The sequence below is a fragment of the Arthrobacter koreensis genome (assembly GCF_009193255.1).
Classification (GTDB): domain Bacteria; phylum Actinomycetota; class Actinomycetes; order Actinomycetales; family Micrococcaceae; genus Arthrobacter_B; species Arthrobacter_B koreensis.
In genome coordinates, this window is sequence record NZ_WACG01000007.1 from 1 (window position 1) to 22,529 (window position 22,529).

The window sequence follows — 22,529 nt, forward strand, 5'->3', positions numbered from 1 at the left end:
ACTCGAACCAAGCCCGGACCGATGCCCTGCAACCATGGCTAGACTTCTACAACCACCAACGCCCACACGGCAGCCTCGGAGGCAAAGCACCCATCACCCGGTGTAACTAACGTGCTGTCTCAGTACACCTAGGTGAGGCGGCCAGGTCTGTTGGTGTGGACGCGGGCCGGGCACGGCGCTGGCTGACACGGTCCCGGGCCGGAGCCCGCTTCCGTGCCGGCGGGCCGGGCACCGGTTACAACGAGGGGGTGAACCCTCTTTCCGAACTGCCCGTGACCCCGGGTAACGGCCGGTGCCTGTCCTTGACCGAGCGGGAACAGATCCAGGACCTGCGCCGTGCCGGTGAATCAGTGCGCGGTATCGGCAGGGTGCTGGGCAGGCCGGCCTCGACGATCAGCCGGGAGCTGGCCCGGAACACTGCCGCGGGGATGGGGTACCTGCCTCATGCCGCGCACCGCCTCGCAGCCGGGCGCCGGCACCGCCCGAAAACGGCGAAGCTCGCTCTCTCCGGCAGGCTGCGGGAGTATGTTCAGGCCGGCCTGGTGCTTCAATGGTCCCCGGAGCAGATTTCGAAGAAGCTGGTCTCAGATTTTCCCGATGACCAGGAGATGCGTGTGAGCCCCGAAACGATTTACCAGAGCCTTTACTTTCAGGCACGCGGCGGGCTCAAGCGTGAGGTTCAGGCCGCGCTGCGTACCGGGCGGGCACGGCGGGTAGGGCACCGCGAACCGGACCGTCGCCGGCCCCGGTTCATCGATGAGGCCCTGATGATTTCCGCCCGCCCGGCCGAGGTCCAGGACCGGGCAGTGCCCGGCCACTGGGAAGGAGACCTGATAACCGGTGCCCATAACCGTTCCGCGATAGGCACCCTCGTCGAGCGCAGCACCCGGTACGTGATGCTGATCCACCTGCCCGGAGACCACAGTGCCGAGACCGTCAGGGACGGGCTGGTCAAGGCCATGAGTTCCCTGCCCCGGCATCTGCGCGGGTCGCTGACCTGGGACCAGGGCGTGGAAATGGCCCGGCACCGGTCTTTCAGCATGGCCACCGGAATGCCGGTTTACTTCTGTGATCCGGCCAGCCCCTGGCAGCGCGGATCGAACGAGAACACCAACGGGCTGCTGCGTCAGTATTTCCCCAAAGGAACCGATCTCTCCGTCCACTCACCCGAAGACCTGGAACTCGTAGCCCAGAAGCTCAACGGACGCCCACGTAAAACGCTCGACTGGGACAGCCCAGCCGAGCGTTTACGTGATCTACTTCTAAGCACCTAACAACCCAAGGTGTTGCAACCACCCCTAGAATCCGCCTCCTGATACGGGCAGTTTCTGCTATCTCGCGGGGGATGGGAAAGGGGGTGTCCCGGCGGAACGCGTCGAGTGAGGCCCGCATTCCGGCGCATGGAATAAGGGTTTGTCCAACGTTACGTCCACAATGTGGACCAATGTCCGAATGGCGGACGCGGGGTTCTACGATAATCCTACTTTCCATCCGCACCCGAAAGACTTGCCATGTCAACAAACACACCAAGTGCCGAAACCGAAAAGGCACCCGCAAACTCACGCGGTCGCGTGATCGTAGCGTCGCTGGTCGGAACCTCCATTGAGTTCTACGACTTCTATGTCTACGCGACGGCCGCAGTACTGGTCTTCCCGATCCTCTTCTTCCCGAACGCAGAGGGCGTTACCGCGCTGCTGAGTTCCTTTGCCGTGTTTGGCGTGGCATTCATCGCGCGTCCGCTTGGATCCATCGTCTTTGGGCACTTCGGCGACAAGGTGGGCCGTAAGGGCACCCTGGTGGCCTCCCTGCTCACCATGGGTATCGCCACGTTCCTGATCGGCTGCCTGCCGACCGCCGACATGCCCGGCTGGACCTTCTGGGCACCGGCACTGCTGGTTGTCATGCGCTTCGCCCAGGGCCTGGCCCTCGGCGGCGAGTGGTCAGGCGCGGCGCTGCTGGCCACCGAGAACGCCCCCGCCAATAAGCGCGCCATCTACGGCACGTTCCCGCAGCTGGGCGCTCCGATCGGCTTCATCCTGGCCAACGGCCTGTTCCTGATCCTGAGCTTCAACCTCTCCGAGGAAGCCTTCATGTCCTGGGGTTGGCGCATCCCGTTCCTGGCCAGCGCCGTCATGGTCATCATTGGCCTGTACGTCCGCCTGAAGCTGGTGGAAACCCCGGCCTTCCAGAAGGTTGTCGACTCCGGTGAAGTGAGCAAGCTGCCCCTGGCCGCTGCGTTCAAGTTCTCCTGGCGCCCGATGATTGCCGGCACCTTCATCATGCTGGCCACGTACGTGCTCTTCTACCTGATGACCACCTTCACGCTGTCCTACGGCACCGCCGCGAAGACCGAGGCAGAAGCCGCTGCGAAGGCAGAAGCCGCCGGCAAGGCCTTCGATCCGGATTCATTCGCCTCCGGACTGGGCTACGCGCGCAATGACTTCCTGATCATGCTGATCGTCGGCGTCGTGTTCTTCGGTATCTTCACCATGGTTGCCGGTCCGCTGGCCGAAAAGCACGGCCGCCGCAAGACCCTGCTCTGGGTCACCGCAGCGATCTTCGTCTTTGGCTTCGCGTTCGATCCGCTGTTCGGCGGCGGGTTCGTGGGCACCATGGCGCTGCTGATCATCGGCTTCACGCTGATGGGCCTGACCTTCGGTCCGATGGGTGCGGTACTGCCTGAGCTGTTCCCGACCAACGTCCGTTACACAGGCTCCGCCATCGCCTACAACGTCTCCTCGATCCTGGGCGCCGCTGTTGCCCCGTTCATCGCCGTGGCCCTGTGGCAGGCAGCTGACGGCAGCCCGTGGCTGGTAGGCGTCTACCTGTCCTCCATGGCGGTCCTGACCTTCATCGCCCTGTGGGTTACCCGCGAAACCAAGGACGTGGATTACGTAAACCACTCCAGCTAGTTCGCCTGCTGGAACGCCAAGAGGCCCGGATCCGTGTGGATCCGGGCCTCTTGTGCTGTGCCGGCCGGGTAGGACCTAGTCCAGGATGGTGGCGATGACCGCGCCGGCGGTCACCGTGGCTCCGGGGGCTGCCGAGAGGCCGCTGACGGTTCCTGACTTGTGCGCGGTGAGCGGCTGTTCCATCTTCATGGCCTCGAGGACCACGATCAGGTCCCCCTCGGCAACCTGGGCGCCATCCTCGACTGCCACCTTCACGATGGTTCCCTGCATGGGGGACGTCAGGTCATTGCCGGTTGCAGCCGCCGTGGCGGACCGTGAGCGGCCCTTGCGCTGCTTGCCGTTGGCCGCGGCGCCGCCCTTCCCAGCCATCTGGGCCATGCCGGCGGGCAGGACAACCTCAAGCCGTTTGCCGCCCACCTCGACCGTGAGGCGCTGGCGGGAGGCGTCGTCGTCGTTCCCGCCTGCCGGGTATCCGCTGAACGGTGCAATGGTGTTGTCGAATTCCGTCTCGATCCAGCGGGTATGCACGCTGAACGGTCCCTCTTCCGGCGCGAACGCGGGATCCGCGACGACGGCGGCGTGGAAGGGTAGGACGGTCGGCAGGCCGGTGACTTCGAATTCCTGCAGGGCGCGGCGCGCCCGCTGCAGGGCCTGGGTGCGGGTGGCGCCGGTGACGATCAGCTTCGCCAGCATTGAGTCGAAGTTGCCGCCGACAGTTTCGCCCGCTTCGATGCCGGAGTCGACGCGGACGCCGGGGCCGGTGGGCAGGCGCAGGGACTCGACTGTGCCGGGGGAAGGCATGAATCCGCGGCCGGCGTCCTCGCCGTTGATGCGGAACTCGATCGAGTGCCCGCGGACCTCGGGATCGCCGTAGCCGAGCTCTTCGCCGCGGGCAATGCGGAACTGCTCTCGGACCAGGTCCAACCCGGTGACCTCCTCGGAGACCGGGTGCTCAACCTGCAGGCGGGTGTTCACCTCCAGGAAGGAGATGGTTCCGTCGGTGCCGACCAGGAACTCGCACGTTCCGGCGCCCTGGTAGCCGGCTTCGCGCAGCAGGGCCTTGGAGGATTCGTAGAGCCGCCGGGTCTGTTCCTCGGTGAGGAACGGCGCCGGAGCCTCTTCAACGAGTTTCTGGTTGCGGCGCTGCAGCGAGCAGTCGCGGGTGGAAACGACGACGACGTTGCCGTGCGCATCAGCCAGGCACTGGGTTTCAACGTGGCGGGGAGAATCCAGGAACCGTTCGATGAAGCACTCGCCGCGGCCGAATGCTGCGGTGGCTTCACGGACGGCCGAGTCATACAGTTCGGGGATTTCCTCCAGCGTGCGGGCAACCTTGATGCCTCGTCCGCCGCCGCCGAATGCTGCCTTGATGGCCACCGGGAGTCCGTGTTCGGATGCGAAGGCCAGGACTTCATCGGCGCTGGACACCGGATCCGAGGTGCCCGGAACCAGGGGTGCCCCTACCTTCGCGGCCAGGTGGCGTGCGCGCACCTTGTCTCCAAGCTGCTCAATGGCCTCTGGGGAGGGGCCGATCCAGGTGAGTCCGGCGTCGATCACGCGGCGGGCGAACTCCGCGTTCTCGGAGAGGAAGCCGTACCCGGGGTGGACGGCGTCGGCGCCGGCACGCGTTGCAGCGGCGAGGACCTTGTCCATGTCCAGGTAGGAATCTGCGGCGGTGCTGCCGTCCAGGGCGTAGGCCTCGTCGGCCAGCCGGACGTGGAGTGCGTCCCTGTCCGGGTCGGCATAAACGGCGACCGTGCCGATACCTTCGTCGCGGGCGGCCCGGATGATCCGGACGGCGATCTCACCGCGGTTGGCAATCAGGACCTTGCCCAGCGGGGCGGGGGTGTTCTGGCTCATGAAATGCACTGGCTCCTTTGATCTCTTGGGAGCGTAGCGCGCTTTTGTGGTGTCCCGCCATAAACCGTGCTGTTTCTGCGTGGGGCGGCAGGTTTAGTTGTGGGGACCCTACAAATGGTGTCGTGGTGTGGCGACCCGTTTGGATCTGTGGATATCCCGGGCGGCTGTCCGGACCAGCCGGTAGAACTGGTGGATGCGCACGCCGAAGCCGCTCCCGCCGTCGTTCTCTGACCCGTTCCTTGCCGCTGATGCGCAGCGGGCGGGGCTCACCAGGGGCAGGCTCCGCGCCTCTGACCTGCGGATTCCCAGCCGGGGAATCCGGGTTCCGCGTGCAGCCGACGGCGATGCCGGGGATCTCGCGGCCCGCGCCCGGCCGTACCTGCAGCTGCTGCCGGATGCCGTGCTCAGCCATACGACGGCGGCCAGGCTGCATGGGATTCCGCTGCCGGCGTCGTTCCGGCGGGAGCCGGTGCTGCATCTGGCGCGTGCCCGGGCTGCTGCCGCTACCAGTCGACGGCACGTGCGATGCCATCGGCTGAATCTGGCCGAATCGGAGATTGTCCTTCCATCGGAGGGCGTCCGAGCCACGTCTCCCGTTCGGACCTTCATTGACTTGGCGGGCATGCTTGCGTTGCCGGACCTCGTGGCCGCGGGCGACTGGCTGGTCAGCGAGCATGGACGAAGCTACGGTCAAGTGCGCCGGGCCGTGGTTCGGTTCGAAGTCCTGAGGAGTTACGTGGACGGTGCACGCTGGGTTCCACATATCAGGAATGCGCGCGCAGCGGTAGATTTGGTTCGGGTGGGAGTGGACTCGGGGCCCGAGACTCATCTGCGCTTGTTGCTGCGCGAAGCCGGGCTCCCCACATTTCACCCAAACCTTCCGCTCCTGGATGCCGAAGGGAGGCCGGTCTTATGGTCCGACCTCGGCTGTCCGGAGTTCCGCACCTGCGTTGAGTACGACGGCGAGCACCACCTGATGCGGCAACAGCAGCTCCGTGACCACAACCGGGATCTGCTGGTCAGCGAGCTCCAATGGCATCAGGTGAAGGTCTCTGCTCTGGATATGCACAGGGGGCCCGAATGGGTGGCGGGAAAGGTTGTTCGCGGGCTGAAGCTGGGCGGATGGACTCCAGGCGCCGGGCTTGGGGAATGAGGTTCCGAATAGCCCATCATGTGGGGCAATAGCGGCGTAATCAGTAGGAGCGGACAAAATCCTGTGTCGCGACAGCGTCCTTTGGCTCAACGCCGATGCATCCTGTGTCGCGCTATTGTCCCTCTTCAGCGGTCGAAGGAACCACATCCCGCCACAGGACGTACGGAGAGGCCCAAAGCGACTTCATTGCGCCACAGGATGATGCCCGGAGGCACGGCTGGCACGGCCACGCGCGGCACAACGCGCCGCCGCCGGCTGCCCCGGCCGCGCGGCAGCTAGGCTGCGAGCCCCGCAGCCCCGCAGCCCCGCAGCTGCTGACCCTGCGAGAGCTACTGCCAGAACGAGGTCACGCCAACACCGGCGCTGGCCAGCAAATGGCGCAGCGTCGAGACGGAAAGACCCACAACGGCATGCGGATCCCCGACGACCTTTTCGATGAAGGCACCGCCAAGAGAGTCGATCGTGAAGGACCCGGCAACCTGCAGCGGTTCGCCGGTGGCGACGTAAGCCTCAATTTCGTCGTCGAGCAGCTTCGCGAAGTGCACCTCCGCGGAACTGACAGCGCCGAGGGTGGCGCCGGAGCCGTCCTCCTCGGTGTCGCGGCAGTCGACCAGCCAGTGGCCGGTATGCAGCACCCCAACGTTTCCGCTCATCCGCCGGATTCGTTCGCGGGCGACGTCGGCCTCCCACGGCTTGCCGTGCGCCTCGCCCTGGAACTCGAAGACCGAGTCGCAGCCGAGCACCAGTGCGCCCTCGGACTCGGGCAGCGACGCCACGGCCTCGGCCTTGGCACGGGCGAGCAGGAGCGCGGTATCGTGCGGGTCGGTGGGTCCGTAGCGGGCCGTCACGGCGTCTTCGTCGACGTCGGAAACCAGCACGCGGTGGGCAATGCCGGCGTTGGCCAGAAGCTTGGTGCGGGCCGGGGAAGCGGAGGCAAGAATCAGTTCAGTCACGCTTCCCAGCCTAGTGGGCAAACGAAGAACGGCCGTCCCCGCAGTGGGACGGCCGTTCTCGGAGAAGTGCGAGCAGGAAAACCTTACCCCCTGTTCGCCGTCTCCACGGTAGCGGATGAAGCGGAAGTGCTCTCCTGTGACGGAAGTTCTGCCGCACCCGTCTCAGGTGTGTCCGATTCAACCGAATCGTCGGCGAAGGGATCACCGTTGCGCTCTGCGTCGTAGAGCTCCGGCTGCAGCATTCCATTGCGCTTGGCAACGATGGCGGGGACCACGGTCTGTCCGGCAACGTTCACGGCGGTGCGGCCCATGTCCAGGATGGGGTCGACGGCGAGCAGCAGGGCAACGCCTTCGAGCGGCAGTCCCAGGGTGGACAGGGTGAGCGTCAGCATGACGACGGCGCCGGTGGTTCCGGCAGTTGCCGCGGAACCCAGGACGGCGACGACGGCGATGAGCAGGTACTGGCCGATGCTCAGGTCAATGCCGAAGAACTGTGCCACGAAGATCGCGGAAATGGCCGGGTAGATCGCGGCGCAGCCGTCCATCTTGGTAGTGGCACCCAGCGGTACGGCGAAGGATGCGTAGGCCCGGGGTACACCGAGGTTGCGCTCGGTCACGCGCTGGGTCAGCGGGAGCGTGCCCACGGAGGAACGGGAAACGAACGCCAGCTGGATTGCCGGCCATGCGCCGGAGAACCACTGGCGGACCGAGAGGCCGTGGGACTTGATCAGCACGGGGTACACCACGAACAGGACGATGGCCAGGCCCACGTAGATGGCGAGGGTGAATGTACCCAGGGAGCCGATGGTGTCCCAGCCGTAGGTGGCTACGGCACGGCCGATCAGGCCGACGGTACCCAGCGGAGCCAGGCGGATGATCCACCACAGGACCTTCTGGATGACGGCCAGGGCGGAGGCATTCAGTGCCAGGAACGGCGCGGCAGGCTTGCCGACCTTCAGGGCGGCGATGCCGACGGCGATCGCGATGACCAGGACCTGAAGCACGTTGAAGTTCAGCGACGTGGTAAGCGTCTCCGAGGTGGAGGCGGTCAGGCCCAGGAAGTTGCCCGGGATCAGGCCGGTGAGGAAACCGATCCAGCTGCCGGTGCCGCCGTCGTATCCGTCCGGAGCGGTGGCATCGGCATTGGCGCCGGGCTGCATAATGACGCCGAGCGCAATACCGATCGCGACGGCGATCAGGGCGGTGATGGCGAACCACAGCAGTGTCTGCCAGGCCAGGCGCGCGGCATTGGATACCTGGCGCAGGTTGGCGATGGAGCTGACGACGGCGGTGAAGATGAGGGGTACGACGGCGGCCTTCAGCAGCGAGACGTAGCTCGAGCCGATGGTGGACAGCGTGGTGGTGAGCCAGTTGGGCTCGCCGTCAACGGTGCCCATGTTCTTGGCCAGCAGGCCCAGGCCGAGGCCGACCAGCAGGGCTGCGATGATCTGCGGGCCGAAGGAGGTGGCCCAGCGCGGAAGCCGGCGCCGGGTCTCGGCTGCGGCGGGGGACTGTGGGGAGGTCTGGGGTGATGTCACCGTTCGATGCTAGACGTGATCCTTTATCAGAGCCGTTTCGGTATTGCGAAATGTTACGCGGCCGCAAAGGGGGCACCCTTGGAAGAATGCGCGTGCGAGCCGTTCTGTGGCGCGGACCCGCCGAAGTGGAATTCTTATTCCCTGCCCCACTGTGACGATTGTCCCATCCTTGCCCCCGCCCGTCCGGAGCGCTCCCGGCGTGCTGGGCAGCAGAAACACGCACCCGGCAGAAACACCTGGGCAGCAGGGGAGACGACTGCAGAAACACCCGGAGAACAGGAACGCCCGGCCGGAAACCGGCCGGGCGTTCAAAAAGGGGGTAGCGCTAGTTTTCCAGCAGGGCCCGGCGCAGGGTGTCCAGGCCTACCGAGCCCAGGCGCAGTGCCCGGGTGTGGAAGGTCCGCGCGTCGTAGGCGTCGCCTTCGCGGGTGCGTACTTCGTCACGGATCTGCTCCCAGAGGCGCTGTCCCAGCTTGTAGGCCGGTGCCTGCCCCGGCCAGCCGAGGTACCGGGTGAACTCGAAGTTCAGCTGGCCCTCGGAGATGGCGATGTTCTGCTTCAGGAAGTCGTAGCCCTTCTCCGGAGTCCAGGTGCCGGTTCCCCAGCGCTCGGGGACCTCAAGCTCCAGGTGGACGCCGATGTCGAAGACCACGCGGGCGGCGCGCATGCGCTGGGCATCAAGCATGCCCATCCGGTCTCCGGGATCGGAGAGGTGGCCCAGTTCCTCCATCAGGCGCTCGGCGTACAGTGCCCAGCCCTCGCCGTGTCCGGAGACCCAGCAGACGTTGCGGCGCCAGCTGTTGAGGGTGTCGCTGGCGGCGGTTGCCGTGGCGATCTGCAGGTGGTGGCCCGGAACGCCCTCGTGGTAGACGGTGGTGGTCTCCTTCCACGTGGTGAAGGTGTCTTCCCCTTCGGGGACGGACCACCACATGCGGCCGGGGCGGGAGAAGTCCTCCGACGGGCCGGTGTAGTAAATGCCGCCCTCGTTGGTCGGCGCAATCATGCACTCGAGCCGGCGCATGGGGCCGGTGATCTCGAAGTGCGTTTCGGAGAGCTCGCTGACGGCGCGGTCGGAGAGTTCCTGCATCCAGGCCTGCAGCTCGGCGGTGCCGTGCAGCTGGCGCTCCGGGTCGGCGTCGAGCAGGTCCATTGCCTCGCGGACTGAGGCGCCTTCCTTGATCTGGTTGGCCACCTTCTCCTGCTCAGCGATGATGCGGTCCAGTTCGGCCACGCCCCAGGCATAGGTTTCTTCCAGGTCAACGGCGGAGCCGAGGAATTGGCGGGAGAACAGTGCGTAGCGCTCTGCTCCCACGGCGTCCTTTTCCGGGGCCGAGGGCAGCAGTTCGGTTTCGAGGAAGCTGACCAGCGAGCGGTAGGCGGCGCGGGCGGCGTCGGAATTCTCCTTCAGGGACGCCTGCAGCTGCTCAGGCAGCGCAGCCCCGTCCGGAAGTGCGGCACCGGAGGTGAAGGAGTCGAAGAATCCGCCGTCGTCGGCGTACTTCGACGCCTGCTCCATGACGATCTTGACCTGCCGGCGGGCCGCTACCCGGTCCTGCTCGGCCCCGTGGCGCAGCGAGGTGATGTACCCGGCGACGGCGTCGGGAACGTTGTGCAGGCGGCCGGAGATGTGTTCCCAGGCTTCCACGGTGTCCGTGGGCATGAGGTCGAAAATGGCGCGGATGTCCTGCGCCGGGGAAGCGATGTTGTTCAGGTCTGCCAGGTCCCAGCCGGATTCGTGGATCTCCAGCGCCAGGCCCAGGCGCTCACGCATGGCGTCCAGGGTGACGCGGTCCACGTCGTCCACCGGCTGCAGGTCCTCAAGGCGCTCAAGGGTCTCCCGCATTGCCTCGGCCATGGATTCAAGGCCGGCGGGGGAGTAGTCGGCGTACTCGGTTTCGTGGCCCGGAATGCCAAGCGTGGTGGCAAATGACGGATCCAGGGTGAGCAGATTCTGCGTGAAAGCTTCGGCGACGGCGTCAATCGCAGTGGGGGTGCGCGAACCGGCGTTGGACAGGTTATCTGATGAGGTTGTCTGTTCAGTCACACGTCCGAGCGTAGCGTGTCAGCGGTAGCTGCGCCGCCACGAGCCCGGCCCTGGCGTGGGCTGAAGGCTCAGCGCACGGCGCCGGGTCCACGCCCTGCGGGTGCGCGCGGGGTCCTTCTCCGGGAGTGTTCCAGAGGACAGGTCCGCCTCGGGGGAAGCGGCCCCCAGGCCAATAACGACGGCGGTAAGGGCCGCCAGCTCCTCCTCCGTCGGGTTGCCGCAGACAACCTGCAGGAACGGCTCGGCGGGTACGGCCGGGCCCGCGGTTTCGGAGCCGGAATCAAAGACGCTCACAGCGGAATGTTTCCGTGCTTCTTGTGCGGCAGGGCCGCGCGCTTTTCGCGCAGTGCCCGCAGTCCGCGGATGAGCTGCAGCCGGGTTTCGGACGGTGCAATGACGGCGTCCACGTAGCCGAGTTCAGCGGACTGGTACGGGTTGAGCAGTTCCTCTTCATAGGCGGTGATGTAGTCCTGCCGGACTTCTTCGACGTCGCGTCCTTCGGCAGCGGCGGCGGCGAGCTGGCTGCGGTACAGGATGTTCACCGCTCCCTGGGCTCCCATCACGCCGATCTGGGCGGTGGGCCAGGCCAGGTTCAGGTCCGCGCCGAGCTTCTTGGACCCCATGACGATGTACGCTCCGCCGTACGCCTTGCGGGTGATCACGGTCAGCTTGGGAACTGTGGCCTCGGCGTAGGCGTAGAGCAGCTTGGCGCCGCGGCGGATGATGCCGTTGAATTCCTGGTCCTTGCCGGGCAGGAAGCCGGGCACGTCCACGAAGGTGAGGATGGGGATGTTGAACGCGTCGCAGTTGCGGACAAACCTGGCTGCCTTCTCCGAGGCGGCAATGTCCAGGGTTCCGGCGAACTGCATGGGCTGGTTGGCCACGATGCCAACAGTGTGCCCTTCCAGCCGGCCATAGCCGATGATGACGTTAGGTGCGTAGAGGGCCTGCATCTCCAGGAAGTGCCCGTCATCCACCACCTGCTCGATCACGGTGCGCATGTCGTAGGGCTGGTTGGCGGAGTCCGGGATGAGTGCGTCCAGAGCCAGGTCGCCGTCGTTGGTTTCCGGGTCCTGGTCAAACGGGACCAGCGGGGCTTCGGCGAGGTTGTTGCTGGGCAGGAAGTCCAGCAGTTCGCGGACGAAGTCCACGGCGTCTTCCTCATCGGAGGCGAGGTAGGTAGAGGTGCCCGTGGTGGCGTTGTGCTGCCGGGCGCCGCCGAGGGTTTCCATGTCCACGTCCTCACCGGTGACGGTCTTGATGACGTCCGGGCCGGTGATGAACATGTGGGAGGTCTTGTCCACCATCACCACGTAGTCGGTGAGGGCGGGGGAATACGCGGCACCGCCGGCGGAGGGGCCCATGATCAGGGAGATCTGGGGAACGACGCCGGACGCGTGGACATTGTTGCGGAAGATATCGGCGAACATCGCCAGGGAGGCAACACCCTCCTGGATGCGGGCTCCGCCGCCGTCGAGGATGCCGACCACTGGGCAGCCGTTGCGCAGCGCGAATTCCTGGACCTTGACGATTTTCTCACCGTTGACCTGGCTCAGGGAGCCGCCGTAGACGGTGAAGTCCTGGCTGTAGACCGCAACCGTGCGTCCGTCCACGGTGCCGTAGCCAGAGACCAGGCCGTCGCCGAGCGGCTTCTTCTTCTCCATCCCGAACGCGGTGGAGCGGTGGACGGCGAGGGCGTCGAACTCAACAAACGAGCCTTCGTCCAGGAGAAGGTCGATGCGCTCGCGGGCTGTGTGCTTGCCGCGGGCGTGCTGCTTGGCAACTGCCGCTTCGCCGGAGGGCACCAGCGCCTGTGCCTGGCGGCGCCGGAAGTCGGCGATTTTCCCGGCGGTCGTCTGCAGATCGATGTCCTGGTCGAGGCTCATTTACTCTCCGGTGCTGGGTCTGGCGGGCGGCAGGTGGATCGCCACCCCGAGGGCCGCACAGCGGTTCAGTAGGTTTCTTACAAGCGTGCGGGCGATTCACCCAGTCTAGTGAGCACCCACACGCGGGCAGGGTGTAGGAAACCTACAATTTGTGTCTGCGTGCCTTGGCCCACCTGAAAGCGCCCGGCGGTTTGGCTGCCGACTGCCGCTGCCGGCAGCGCCTCCGGGACTCCGTGTCTGCCGGGAGCCGCATGTTACTGGCCAGTAACATTTTCGACGCAGGTGCATTACCCTGTCCGTATGACTTCGAACACAGCATCCTCTTCCCCGCGTTCGCTGGCCGGCCGCACCATCCTCATGTCCGGCGGAAGCCGGGGGATCGGCCTGGCAATTGCCCTCCGCGCCGCTGCCGACGGCGCCAACATTGCGATGCTCGCCAAGACCGCTGAACCGCACCCGAAGCTGGAAGGCACTGTCTACACGGCGGCCGAACAGCTCGAAGCCGCCGGCGGCAAGGCCCTGCCGATCATCGGCGACGTGCGCCGCGACGAGGACGTTGCCGGGGCCGTAGCGGCCACGGCGGAGCATTTCGGCGGCATCGACATCGTGCTGAACAATGCATCCGCGATCGACCTGCGCAACACCGACGACGTCACGATGAAAAGCTATGACCTGATGCAGGACATCAACGCCCGAGGCACGTTCCTCCTGTCCAAGACAGCGCTGCCGGCCCTGCGCGAATCGGACAACGGGCACATCCTCACCCTCTCCCCGCCACTGAACCTGGACCCCAAGTGGGCCGGAAGCTACCTCGCCTACACGATGGCCAAGTACGGCATGTCGCTGACCACCCTGGGCCTGGCAGAGGAACTCAGGAAGGACGGCATCGGCGTGAACTCGCTGTGGCCGTGCACTTCGATCGACACCGCCGCGATCCGCAACATGCCCGGCGGATCCGAGCTGGCACAGGTCTCCCGCAGCGCGGACATCATGGCAGACGCAGCCCACGCCATCCTCACCCGTCCGGGCCGCGAGGCAACCGGCAACTTCTACACGGATGAAGAGGTGCTCCGGCAGGAAGGCACTACTGACTTCACGAAATACAGCCTGGGTGCACCCGAAGACAAGCTGATGGCCGATTTCTTCCTCTAACCGGGGGGAGGCCAGCGGGTCCACCGGGGAGCGGGGGAGGCGGCGCGTAAGATCGGGATCATGCACCTGCACTACTCCAGCATGGAGCGCCCGCCCCTGGAACCGGAGCGCCTCCAGGCCAGCCTTGTAGCACCTGCGGGTCCGCTGGCCCGCCTGGACGTCGTCGCCGAAACCGGATCCACCAATACGGACCTGGCGGACTCCGCGCGGCTGGTGCCTTCCGAGTACCCGGACTTGTCCGTGCTGACTGCCGAGCTGCAGACCGCGGGCCGCGGGCGGCTGGGACGTTCCTGGCAGGCGCCGGAACGTTCCTCGCTGTTTGTCAGTGTGCTGCTGCGCCCGGTCAACCCTGCCGGTCGGCCGCTGCCCACCCAGTCCTACGGGTGGTTGTCCCTGCTTGCAGCGCTGTCGCTGACCAAGAGCGTGGCAGCCCGCACCGGCGTCGAGCCCCGCCTCAAATGGCCCAACGATGTCCTGGTTGACGGACGGAAACTCGCCGGCGTCCTGGCCCAGCTCGTTCCGGAAAGCTCCGGCAATCCGCCCGCCGTCGTGGTTGGTACGGGTCTGAACGTCTCACTGACGGACGAGGACCAACCGGTTCCCACCGCCACGAGCCTGCTGATGGAGTACGCCTCCACCACAGACCGGAACATCCTGCTGCAGGACTACCTGCTGCAGCTGGCCGGGGATTACCGTGCCTTCTGCGCCGTCGACGGCAATGCGCTGGCCGCCTGGCCCGGCGGCGGGAGCCTGCGGGACCTGGTAGCCGCACGCATGACCACCCTCGGCCAGCACGTCCGCGCCGAGCTGCCCGGCGGAGGTGAGCTGACCGGCCGCGCGGTGGACCTGGACGCCCACGGCGGGCTCGTTGTGGTGGACGCGGAGACCGGGGAACGGCAGACCGTCACGGCCGCCGACGTGGTTCACCTGAGGCCCGCGCAGGCATGACCAAACTTCGACTCCCCGGATTCCGGTGCGGATGAGGCTGGAGCCCGGCGAGCAGGTGATCGTATCCGCACGGCCGCACGCGGGTCCGCTGGCCGGTCCTGTGCTCCTTGCCGTGCTGTCCTGCGCTGCTGGCGGTTTCGCTCTCGGTTACCTCGGGCGGGAGTCGGTACCCGCGTCACTGGCGGAATGGACGCCGGTGCTGGCTCCCGCCGTCGCCATTCTGGTGCTCTTGATCCTGCTGCGTTTCTGCGTCCCGGCCGTGCTGCGCTGGAACGCTGCACGGTATGTGCTGACCAACCGCAGGATGATCCACCGCCGCGGAGTGCTGAGGCGGCGCGAACACGACCTTCCGCTGGCCTCCATCTGCCAGCTGGAAGCCAGGCAGGGGATACTGCAACGCATGCAGCGCGCCGGAACCCTGCGCGTGGATCTGGGCAGGGGGAGGGTCATTGACTATCCGTCGGTTCCGGAAGTGCACCGGTTTAAGTCGATTGTGTTGGCCACCATAGAAGAGCTGCCAATGACCGTAATGTTCGATGGTGTAGATATTGAAGGAAGCGCGGTCTACGACGACGAATGGAGCAGCGATGAGTGAGCAGGGCCAGGACGCACCGGATGGTGCCGCCGAGCCCGAGCCGCTGACACTGTCGATGAACGCAGTCCCCCTGCCGGATAAGCCCGCAATTCCGGGATCTTCCGGTTCGATTGACCGCGAGGATGTCCGGCGGCTCGAAGCGCAGCTGATCGGCGGCCCCCGGACACTCAAGCGGCGCGAGGCCGCCGCAGGGGCAGGCGTGTCCCTGCTCTCCGCCCGCAAGCTCTGGCGCGCCATGGGTTTTCCGAACCTCGACGACGACGCCGTGTTCTTCACGGAGGCGGACAAGGACGCCCTCAGCACCGTGATCGAGCTGGTCCGCGAGGAACGGCTGACCGAGGAAGCCGCGATCTCGATCATGCGGTCCATCGGACAAATGACGGACCGCATGGTGGTGTGGCAGATCGAAGCGCTGGTCGAGGAAATGGTGGTCCAGCGCGGGATCACGGACGCCGAGGCGCGCAAGCGGCTGGTTGCTGCCCTGCCGGACCTGGTTGAACCGCTGGAAAAGACGCTGGTCTATGCCTGGAAGCGGCAGCTGAATGCTGCCATCCAGCGGCTCGCGCTGCGGGCCGAGGCCGGCCTTGCGAGCCATGAAGGGGAAACGGATGACAATCCGCTGCCGCTGGCACGCGCCGTTGGCTTTGCCGACCTGGTTTCCTACACGAGCCTCTCCCGGCAGATGAATGAGAAAACGCTGGCACAGATGGTGCAGCGTTTCGAGCACAAGTGCTCCGAGATCATCTCGGTGGGCGGCGGCCGGCTGGTGAAGACCATCGGTGACGAAGTCCTGTTCAACGCGGAGACTCCGGAAGCGGGAGCCGAGATTTCGCTGGCCCTGGCCAAGGCGTTCACGGAGGATGAGCTGCTGCCCTCCGCCCGCGTAGCCATGGTGTGGGGACGCGTCCTGTCCCGGCTTGGCGACATTTACGGGCCCACCGTGAACCTGGCTTCCCGCCTGACCTCCCTCGCGGAGCCCGGAACGGTCCTGACCGATGCCTCGACGGCGGCGGCGCTGCGCAACAACGAACGGTTCATCCTCATTCCGCATTCCCCGCGCAACGTGCGCGGTTTCGGGGAGATCCACCCGGTGACGCTCGCCCGGGGCACCGGCCCCGGCCTGGTCCTGGACTAGTCCGGCAGGCGGAGTCCGGGTCAGGGATCCACGCGTGCAGCCGGAGCGATCCCCGGAGAACTCCACACCCCCTGACTTTTTTGGGCAGGAACCTTAGCAATATGCGACACTAAGTCCGTCTGCCTGCGTTCTGCCGCCCAGCGATTGGACACCGCATCAACAAGGCGCGGAGAACCGGCACGGCTTTTGGGGATCGCAACAGGGGGAACCACGTGTCAGCATTGAGGGGGGCTGTGCCCGCGCGTCTGCGTGCGCACCGCAAAGCCATCTCGGCCGGCGCGGCTGTGGCAGCCGCGGGAGCACTGGTGGCGACGGCCATCCTGTACCCCGGTTTCGCCCGCGCGGACGTGGATCTCAACGACGGCGGCGTCTGGGTCACCAACCAGACCCAGGGCATGGTGGGCCACCTCAACTATCCTTCGCGAATGCTCGACGGCGCGTACGCGGCCAACAGCGACCGCTTCAACGTGACGCAGCACGAGAGCACCGTTTTCCACTCCAACACGGACCAGTCCAAGATCTCCCCCGTGGACGTGGCCAACGTGGCCCGCGGCACCGAAGTCCAGCTCCCGGCGTCGGCCGTGCTCAGCCAGGGCGGAAACGCCGTCGCCGTGACCGACCCGGCGGCAGGAAACGTATGGCTGACCAGCACCGGTTCCCTTCCTTTCTTCAGCGACACGGAGCTGGAGCCTGCCGTGCAGAATGCGCCGGGAGCCGCCGCGGACGTTTCGCCCGCGGGCGCGGCCGTGATTGCCGACCCGCGCGGAGGCCGCATCTACAGCTACCATGTTGCCGCTGACGGAAGCTACGGCGAGCCGTCCGTCACCGAAGCCGAGGAGCTCAAGGGATTCGGCGACGTCCAGGTGGCTGCCGTGGGCAGCAGGCCGGTGGCGTTCGACGCCGAATCGGGAACCCTGGTGCTGCCCGGGGGACGCACGGTGGAGTTTGATGACACCCGCGGTGCGCAGCTGCAGGACTCAGGTCCCGAGTCGGACGTTGTTGCGCTGGCCACCGCCACTGCGCTCATTGAGCAGCCGCTGAACGGTTCCGAGGCAACGGTCACCGAAATCGAGGGGTCCGGGACACCTGCTCCGCCGGTGATGGTGGACGGCTGCGTCCACGCTGCCTGGGCCGGCGCCGGAACCTACGTGCGCAACTGCGAGCAGGAAGCGGACAACCTCCGCGAGGAGATCCCCGGAATCGGCGCTTCCTCGGACCTGGTGTTCCGGGTCAACCGCTCCGTGGTGGTCCTCAATGACGTCAACGGCGGCAACGTGTGGCTGGTCCTCGAAAACATGCAGCTGGTGGACAACTGGGGAGACGTGATCCCGCCCAAGCAGGATTCCAGCGACGACGAAGAGGAATCCGCCAGCGAGAACCCGGTGAACACCCTCCCGGACCGTACCGGGGAGAACCGGCCGCCGGTCGCCTCCGATGACCGCTTCGGCGTGCGGGCGGGCCGGACCACCATCCTGAACGTCCTGGACAATGACACCGATCCTGACGGGGACCTGCTGACCGTCAGGCTGACGGGTGAACAGCCCGCCGCCGGCGTGGTCCAGGAAATCTACAACGGCGCCGGCCTGCAGATTGTGGTGCCAGCCGACGCCTCCGGGACGAGCACGTTCACATACGAAGTCAGCGACGGACGGGGCGGCACTGCCTCGGCCACGGCTACCGTGCAGGTCCGCGGCGCGGGGGAGAACGCTCCGCCCGAGCCCAGGCGCTCTACCCGGATCCTGGTGGAGCAGGGCAAATCCGTCAGCCAGAACATCCTGAATGACTGGATGGACCCGGACGGGGATGACCTGGTGCTGCTAGCCGCGGAACCAACCGCCGACGGGGACCAGGTGCGCACCCGCTCCGACGGTCTGCTGACCTTCCGGGACATTGGCAAGACTCAGGGCGTCAAGGACGTTGCCGTCACCATTTCGGACGGTACTGAAACAGCCACCGGAACCATCACTTTCGACGTCCGCCCCGCCGGTGTGCTTCCGCCGGTGACGAACTTCGACCACTTCACGGCAACCGTCGGAGAGGCCGTCACCCTGTACCCGCTGCAGAATGACCTGGATCCTGCCGGCGGCCAGCTCAGCCTTGCCCGGGTGGAACAGGAGCAGGAGGACGGCTCCGCACTGGTGCCGAACTATGAGACGGGCGCAGTTTCCTTCACGCCCGCGGCGGCGTCGACCTATTACCTGGAGTACCTGGTGACCAACGGCCCGCAGAGTGCTGCCGGCCTGATCCGCGTGGATGCCCAGGAATCCGGCAGGCAGGGCGCGCCCGTGGCCGTCCGCGACGTTGCGCTGCTGCCCCGGGGCGGAAGCGTGCTCGTTGACGTTCTGGGCAATGACACGGATCCCACTGGCGGGGTGCTCGTAGTCCAGTCCGTCAGCACCGGGGCCAGTTCACCGCTGGACGTAGAGGTGCTGGACCACAACATCCTGCAGATCCATGATGTGCGCGGCATGCAGGAGCAGGGTGTCATCCGCTACACGGTGTCCAACGGTTCGGCCAGCGCCAGCGGCGAGGTGAGCGTGCTTCCGGTGGAGCCGCCGGAAACGCTGCTCCCGCCCGCCGCGTCCGCTGACACCGCCACCGTCCGTGTGGGTGACGTGGTGGATATCCCTGTCCTTGAAAACGACACTTCGCCCACCGGTGATGAGCTCACCCTCAACCCGGTACTTCCGCAGGACGTGGACCCCGCAGACGGCCAGCTGTTTGTCTCCGAAAACATCCTGCGCTTCGTTGCCGGTGACACGGCCAAGACCGTTTACGCGATCTATGAGGTGCGCGACTCCAGCGGCCAGAGCGACTCGGCCCAGGTGCGCATCAACATCCTGCCGCGGGATGACGAGAAGAACACCCCGCCGGTTCCCCGCAACCTGGAGGGCCGGGCGATTGCCGGGACCACCGTGCGGATACCGGTGCCGCTCAACGGGCTCGACGCCGACGGCGACTCGGTCTACCTGGACGGCATCGCGGCAGCCCCGGCACTCGGTGCCGCAGTTCCGGGCCCCGACTACATCGACTACACCGCCTCCGCATCCGGCCGCGGAACGGATTCGTTTACCTACACCGTGCGGGACCGCCTGGGCCTGGTGAACTCCGGAACCGTGCGGGTGGGAATTGCGCCGGCGGCGGAAGCCAACCAGAAGCCGGTGGCGGTGAACGACGCCGTTACCGTGCGTCCGGGACGCGAGGTGGCCGTTCCGGTCCTCGCCAACGACTCAGACCCCGACGGCGATCCGATCTCGCTGGACCCTGACGGCGTGAGCGCCCAGGAACCGTCCATGGACGCCCGCGCCGACGGGCCCCGGGTCCGCTTTACCGTGCCGGATGAACCCGGAACCTACAACGTCCGCTACGCCGTAAAGGACAACCGCGGCGGATCCGCGAACGGCAATGTTGCCGTTGTCTCGGACCCCAACGCTGAACTGCTGGCCCCGATCGCCCGCGATGACCGGGTGGAGGTCGCCGAGATCCGGGGCCGCACCGCGGTTGACGTGGCGGTGCTTGAGAATGACGAGGACCCCGACGGCGTTGCCGAGGACCTTGAAGTGTCAGTGGACCCGCTCCGCACCACCGCCTCGGTGGTTGGGGACAAAGTACGGGTGCAGCTGACGGAAGAAGCGCAGGCCATCCCCTACACGGTGCAGGACATGGACGGCGGCACGGCAACGGCGGTGGTTTGGGTACCGGGCCTGAGCGCGCAGTATCCGACCCTGCGCAGCTCCGCGGTCCAGGAGGTGCAGGCGGGGGACACCCTTGACCTCGAGCTGGGTGACCTGGTTGAGGTGCGTGAGGGCAGGACGCCCCGCATTACCGAGACCGCCAAGGTCAGCGCTATTGGCTCCTCCAACCGGGACACGTGGGTGGCGGACGAGGACACGCTCGCCTACACGGCGGACGAGGATTACGCCGGGCTGGGGGCGATGACCTTCGAGGTGACGGACGGCTCCGGTCCGGACGATCCGGAGGGCCTCAAGGCCACGCTCACCGTCCTGATCAACGTGATTCCGCTGCCGGAGCAGAACCTCCCGCCGGTGATGAACCCCGGGTCGCTGGAAGCGGCCAAGGGCGAGGACTCGGTGCGGCTGGACCTGGCACCGCTCGCGTCAGACCCTAACCCGGAGGACGCCGACCGCCTCGAGTTCGCCCTGGCCGGTCCGGTTCCGGAAGGTTTCGAAGCGAGCCTTTCGGGCACCATCCTGGAGGTCGCCGCTGCCGACAGTGCCGCCGTCGGGACAGTGGGCCAGCTTGCCGTGACCGTCACGGACGGACGCAGCGACCCGGTACCCGGACGCGTTGACCTGACGGTGCTCGCCTCCACCCGTCCGCTGCCGGTTGCCGCGGATGATTCAGTGGACGACGCCGTGCAGGGCAAGCCAGTCACGGTGGATGTACTGGCCAATGACGACAATCCCTTCCCGGAAACGCCGCTGCGGATCCTGGAGGCGACAGCAGACGGCAACGGCACAGCGCAGATCAGCGGCGACTCGATCGTGGTTACTCCCAACCCGGACTTCGTGGGAAGCATGAGCGTGCAGTACCGGGTGGAAGACAAGACCCGGCAGGCAGACCGGCAGGCTTCCGCGCAGATCCGGCTTTCAGTGCAGGGACGGCCTGACTCGCCGTCCACGCCGGTAGTGGAGAGCACTCGCAGCCGCACCGTTGTCCTTTCCTGGGACCCGCCGGCATCGAACGGTTCACCCATCACCGGATACACGGTCACCGGGAGCAGCGGTTTCAGCCAGGACTGCCCGGCCACCACCTGCACGCTGGCCGGGCTGACGAACAACGTTGAGTACACCTTTGCCGTAACGGCAACAAACGCCAACGGCACCTCGGACCCGTCCCCGCAGTCGGCGGCCGCCCGGCCGGATACCCAGCCCGCCCAGCCGGCTCCTCCGGTCCTGGCGTTCGGTGACCGGCAGCTGGACATCTCCTGGAGCGCACCGGCAAACGACGGCTCTCCCATCGAGAGCTACGACCTGCAGATCTCTCCGGCTCCGCCCGGGGGCACCGCCCAGAAAACCGTTCCTGCGTCCATGACCCGCACCACGTGGACGGGCCTGGCCAACGGCACCAGCTACCGCGTGCGGGTCCAGGCACGCAACGCGGCCCCCGAGCCGTCAGGGTTCAGCGAATACTCTTCCCCTGAGGTTCCCGCCGGTGTGCCATCCGCTCCCGGAACACCCACCACGGCCAAGGCTAATTCGGTGGGCGTGCAGAGCCAGCTCACCGTTGACTGGGCCGATTCTGATCCGAATGGAGCAGACGTTACCGCCTATGAGCTGCGGGAGTACCGCGGCTCAACCCTGGTGCGGACCCTGGAGGCCGGTGCTGCGTCCAATATGACGGTCCGGGTGGACAACTCCGAGCAGAACTATTCGTACTCCGCCCGCGCCTACAACAAGGCGGGCTGGAGCGAGTGGGGCCCAACCTCCGCGCCGCGCCGCGCCGTCGGAGCTCCGGATGCGCCTGCGGCGCCCGTACTGGCAGCTTCGCGCACCGGAGCCGAAGGACGGGCCGTCACCATCACCTTCACTCCGCTGGCCCAGGGCGCACGCAACGGCGCGCGGGCGGAGGAAATCAGCTACCGGGCAAGCTTCAGCGACGGCCGTTCCATGATGGTGAGCAGCGGCCAGGAAATCACCGGCTTCAGCAACGGTGCCACGATCACCGCGCGGCTGACCGCCGTCGTGAATTCAGACGGCTCCTCCTACGACAGCGCCGCCTCCGCAGCGTCCGCCGGCGTGAAGGTCTTCGGCAGCCCTGGAACTCCGTCGGCGTCGGGCTCCGACGGCGGGCAGGGAAGCCGCACTGCCAGGCTGTCCTGGGCCCCGCCCAACCAGAACGCGCACGACGTCGCGCAGGTCCAGATCTCGGTCAACGGCGGCGGGTGGGAGAACGTTGGCGTCTCCGGCAGCCGCGATGTCGGTGACGGGTACAACCAGACGGTGAGCATCCGGGTGCGGGTACTGAACTCGCAGGGGACCGCCGGCGGAATCGCGGAAGCCTCCGCGCGCACCGGCAGCGAGCCGCCGCCTGCCACCTGGACCCTGACTGTGGGCAACCAGCTCTCCAGCGGGGACCGGCGCACCTGCATGGATCCTGTGAACGGCACCAACTTCACTGACCCCGGTTGCCGCGGCGCACACTGGGCCTACATCGGAGACAGCATCGAGACCCGCTGCTACATCGTCCGCCGCAGCGGCGAGATCTGGTACCGCCAGCTCTCCGGCCCCAATGCGTCCAACAACGGCCTGCACATCAAGGGCATCCACACCAACTTTGGCTACAATCCGCCCGGCGGGATGGGCCAGTGCTAAACCCGTTTACGAACACCC

At 66.6% G+C, this 22,529-nt stretch carries 15 protein-coding genes; 9 read left to right on the top strand and 6 right to left on the bottom strand.

Features of this window, described 5'->3' with window-relative positions:
* Window positions 1-26: 26 nt before the first annotated feature.
* The 3 genes from GD628_RS16990 to GD628_RS14065 all read left to right on the top strand — a co-directional run bounded on the left by GD628_RS16990 (window position 27) and on the right by GD628_RS14065 (window position 2,912).
* The gene (locus GD628_RS16990; protein WP_420837578.1) at window positions 27-110 is read left to right on the top strand and encodes an integrase core domain-containing protein; all 84 of its coding nucleotides are present in this window, start codon (window positions 27-29) and stop codon (window positions 108-110) included.
* 45 nt (window positions 111-155) lie between these two features.
* On the top strand, window positions 156-1,274 hold the full coding sequence (locus tag GD628_RS14060; RefSeq protein WP_420837577.1) for an IS30 family transposase: 1,119 nt from the start codon (window positions 156-158) through the stop codon (window positions 1,272-1,274).
* 237 nt (window positions 1,275-1,511) lie between these two features.
* On the top strand, window positions 1,512-2,912 hold the full coding sequence (locus GD628_RS14065) for an MFS transporter (protein WP_152275170.1): 1,401 nt from the start codon (window positions 1,512-1,514) through the stop codon (window positions 2,910-2,912).
* Window positions 2,913-2,987: 75 nt separating this feature from the next.
* Here GD628_RS14065 and GD628_RS14070 read toward each other — a convergent pair whose 3' ends face one another.
* Window positions 2,988-4,772, bottom strand: coding sequence for an acetyl/propionyl/methylcrotonyl-CoA carboxylase subunit alpha (locus GD628_RS14070; RefSeq protein ID WP_152275171.1), 1,785 nt, complete (start codon window positions 4,770-4,772; stop codon window positions 2,988-2,990).
* Between the two features lie 193 nt (window positions 4,773-4,965).
* Here GD628_RS14070 and GD628_RS16765 point away from each other — a divergent pair, with 193 nt between their 5' ends.
* Window positions 4,966-5,925: a hypothetical protein gene (locus tag GD628_RS16765; protein WP_226802565.1), complete on the top strand. Its 960-nt coding sequence runs from the start codon at window positions 4,966-4,968 to the stop codon at window positions 5,923-5,925.
* Window positions 5,926-6,254: 329 nt separating this feature from the next.
* On the opposite strand, the gene GD628_RS14080 is transcribed toward GD628_RS16765, so the two are convergent.
* The 5 genes from GD628_RS14080 to GD628_RS14100 all read right to left on the bottom strand — a co-directional run bounded on the left by GD628_RS14080 (window position 6,255) and on the right by GD628_RS14100 (window position 12,346).
* On the bottom strand, window positions 6,255-6,878 hold the full coding sequence (locus GD628_RS14080) for a Maf family protein (protein WP_152275172.1): 624 nt from the start codon (window positions 6,876-6,878) through the stop codon (window positions 6,255-6,257).
* Between the two features lie 83 nt (window positions 6,879-6,961).
* Entirely contained in the window at window positions 6,962-8,416 is a 1,455-nt protein-coding gene (locus tag GD628_RS14085; RefSeq protein ID WP_152275173.1) for a dicarboxylate/amino acid:cation symporter, read from the bottom strand.
* A 325-nt stretch (window positions 8,417-8,741) separates the two neighbouring features.
* The gene (locus tag GD628_RS14090; protein ID WP_152275174.1) at window positions 8,742-10,460 is read right to left on the bottom strand and encodes a DUF885 domain-containing protein; all 1,719 of its coding nucleotides are present in this window, start codon (window positions 10,458-10,460) and stop codon (window positions 8,742-8,744) included.
* Window positions 10,461-10,478: 18 nt separating this feature from the next.
* Window positions 10,479-10,754, bottom strand: coding sequence for an acyl-CoA carboxylase subunit epsilon (locus tag GD628_RS14095; protein WP_091606496.1), 276 nt, complete (start codon window positions 10,752-10,754; stop codon window positions 10,479-10,481).
* Window positions 10,751-12,346 (bottom strand): acyl-CoA carboxylase subunit beta, encoded by a 1,596-nt coding sequence (locus tag GD628_RS14100; RefSeq protein WP_091606494.1) that lies wholly within the window; start codon window positions 12,344-12,346, stop codon window positions 10,751-10,753. The genes GD628_RS14095 and GD628_RS14100 overlap by 4 nt, the downstream gene beginning before the upstream one ends.
* A 300-nt stretch (window positions 12,347-12,646) precedes the next feature.
* Here GD628_RS14100 and GD628_RS14105 point away from each other — a divergent pair, with 300 nt between their 5' ends.
* The 5 genes from GD628_RS14105 to GD628_RS14125 all read left to right on the top strand — a co-directional run bounded on the left by GD628_RS14105 (window position 12,647) and on the right by GD628_RS14125 (window position 22,511).
* On the top strand, window positions 12,647-13,498 hold the full coding sequence (locus GD628_RS14105; protein WP_152275175.1) for an SDR family oxidoreductase: 852 nt from the start codon (window positions 12,647-12,649) through the stop codon (window positions 13,496-13,498).
* A gap of 60 nt (window positions 13,499-13,558) precedes the next feature.
* Complete coding sequence (locus GD628_RS14110) at window positions 13,559-14,446, top strand: biotin--[acetyl-CoA-carboxylase] ligase (protein ID WP_091606488.1); 888 nt, start codon at window positions 13,559-13,561, stop codon at window positions 14,444-14,446.
* A gap of 31 nt (window positions 14,447-14,477) precedes the next feature.
* On the top strand, window positions 14,478-15,041 hold the full coding sequence (locus GD628_RS14115) for a PH domain-containing protein (RefSeq protein ID WP_152275176.1): 564 nt from the start codon (window positions 14,478-14,480) through the stop codon (window positions 15,039-15,041).
* On the top strand, window positions 15,034-16,176 hold the full coding sequence (locus GD628_RS14120) for an adenylate/guanylate cyclase domain-containing protein (RefSeq protein WP_091606482.1): 1,143 nt from the start codon (window positions 15,034-15,036) through the stop codon (window positions 16,174-16,176). The genes GD628_RS14115 and GD628_RS14120 overlap by 8 nt, the downstream gene beginning before the upstream one ends.
* Before the next feature lie 233 nt (window positions 16,177-16,409).
* On the top strand, window positions 16,410-22,511 hold the full coding sequence (locus GD628_RS14125; protein ID WP_152275177.1) for an Ig-like domain-containing protein: 6,102 nt from the start codon (window positions 16,410-16,412) through the stop codon (window positions 22,509-22,511).
* The last annotated feature ends 18 nt before the right edge of the window (window positions 22,512-22,529 follow it).

Excerpts from the sequence above, each read along its gene's own strand:
- GD628_RS14110 (WP_091606488.1), top strand. The coding sequence starts at position 13,559 with ATGCACCTGCACTACTCCAGCATGGAGCGCCCGCCCCTGGAACCGGAG.
- GD628_RS14100 (WP_091606494.1), bottom strand. The coding sequence starts at position 12,346 with ATGAGCCTCGACCAGGACATCGATCTGCAGACGACCGCCGGGAAAATC.
- GD628_RS14105 (WP_152275175.1), top strand. The coding sequence starts at position 12,647 with ATGACTTCGAACACAGCATCCTCTTCCCCGCGTTCGCTGGCCGGCCGC.
- GD628_RS14065 (WP_152275170.1), top strand. The coding sequence starts at position 1,512 with ATGTCAACAAACACACCAAGTGCCGAAACCGAAAAGGCACCCGCAAAC.
- GD628_RS14115 (WP_152275176.1), top strand. The coding sequence starts at position 14,478 with ATGAGGCTGGAGCCCGGCGAGCAGGTGATCGTATCCGCACGGCCGCAC.
- GD628_RS14120 (WP_091606482.1), top strand. The coding sequence starts at position 15,034 with ATGAGTGAGCAGGGCCAGGACGCACCGGATGGTGCCGCCGAGCCCGAG.
- GD628_RS14070 (WP_152275171.1), bottom strand. The coding sequence starts at position 4,772 with ATGAGCCAGAACACCCCCGCCCCGCTGGGCAAGGTCCTGATTGCCAAC.
- GD628_RS16765 (WP_226802565.1), top strand. The coding sequence starts at position 4,966 with ATGCGCACGCCGAAGCCGCTCCCGCCGTCGTTCTCTGACCCGTTCCTT.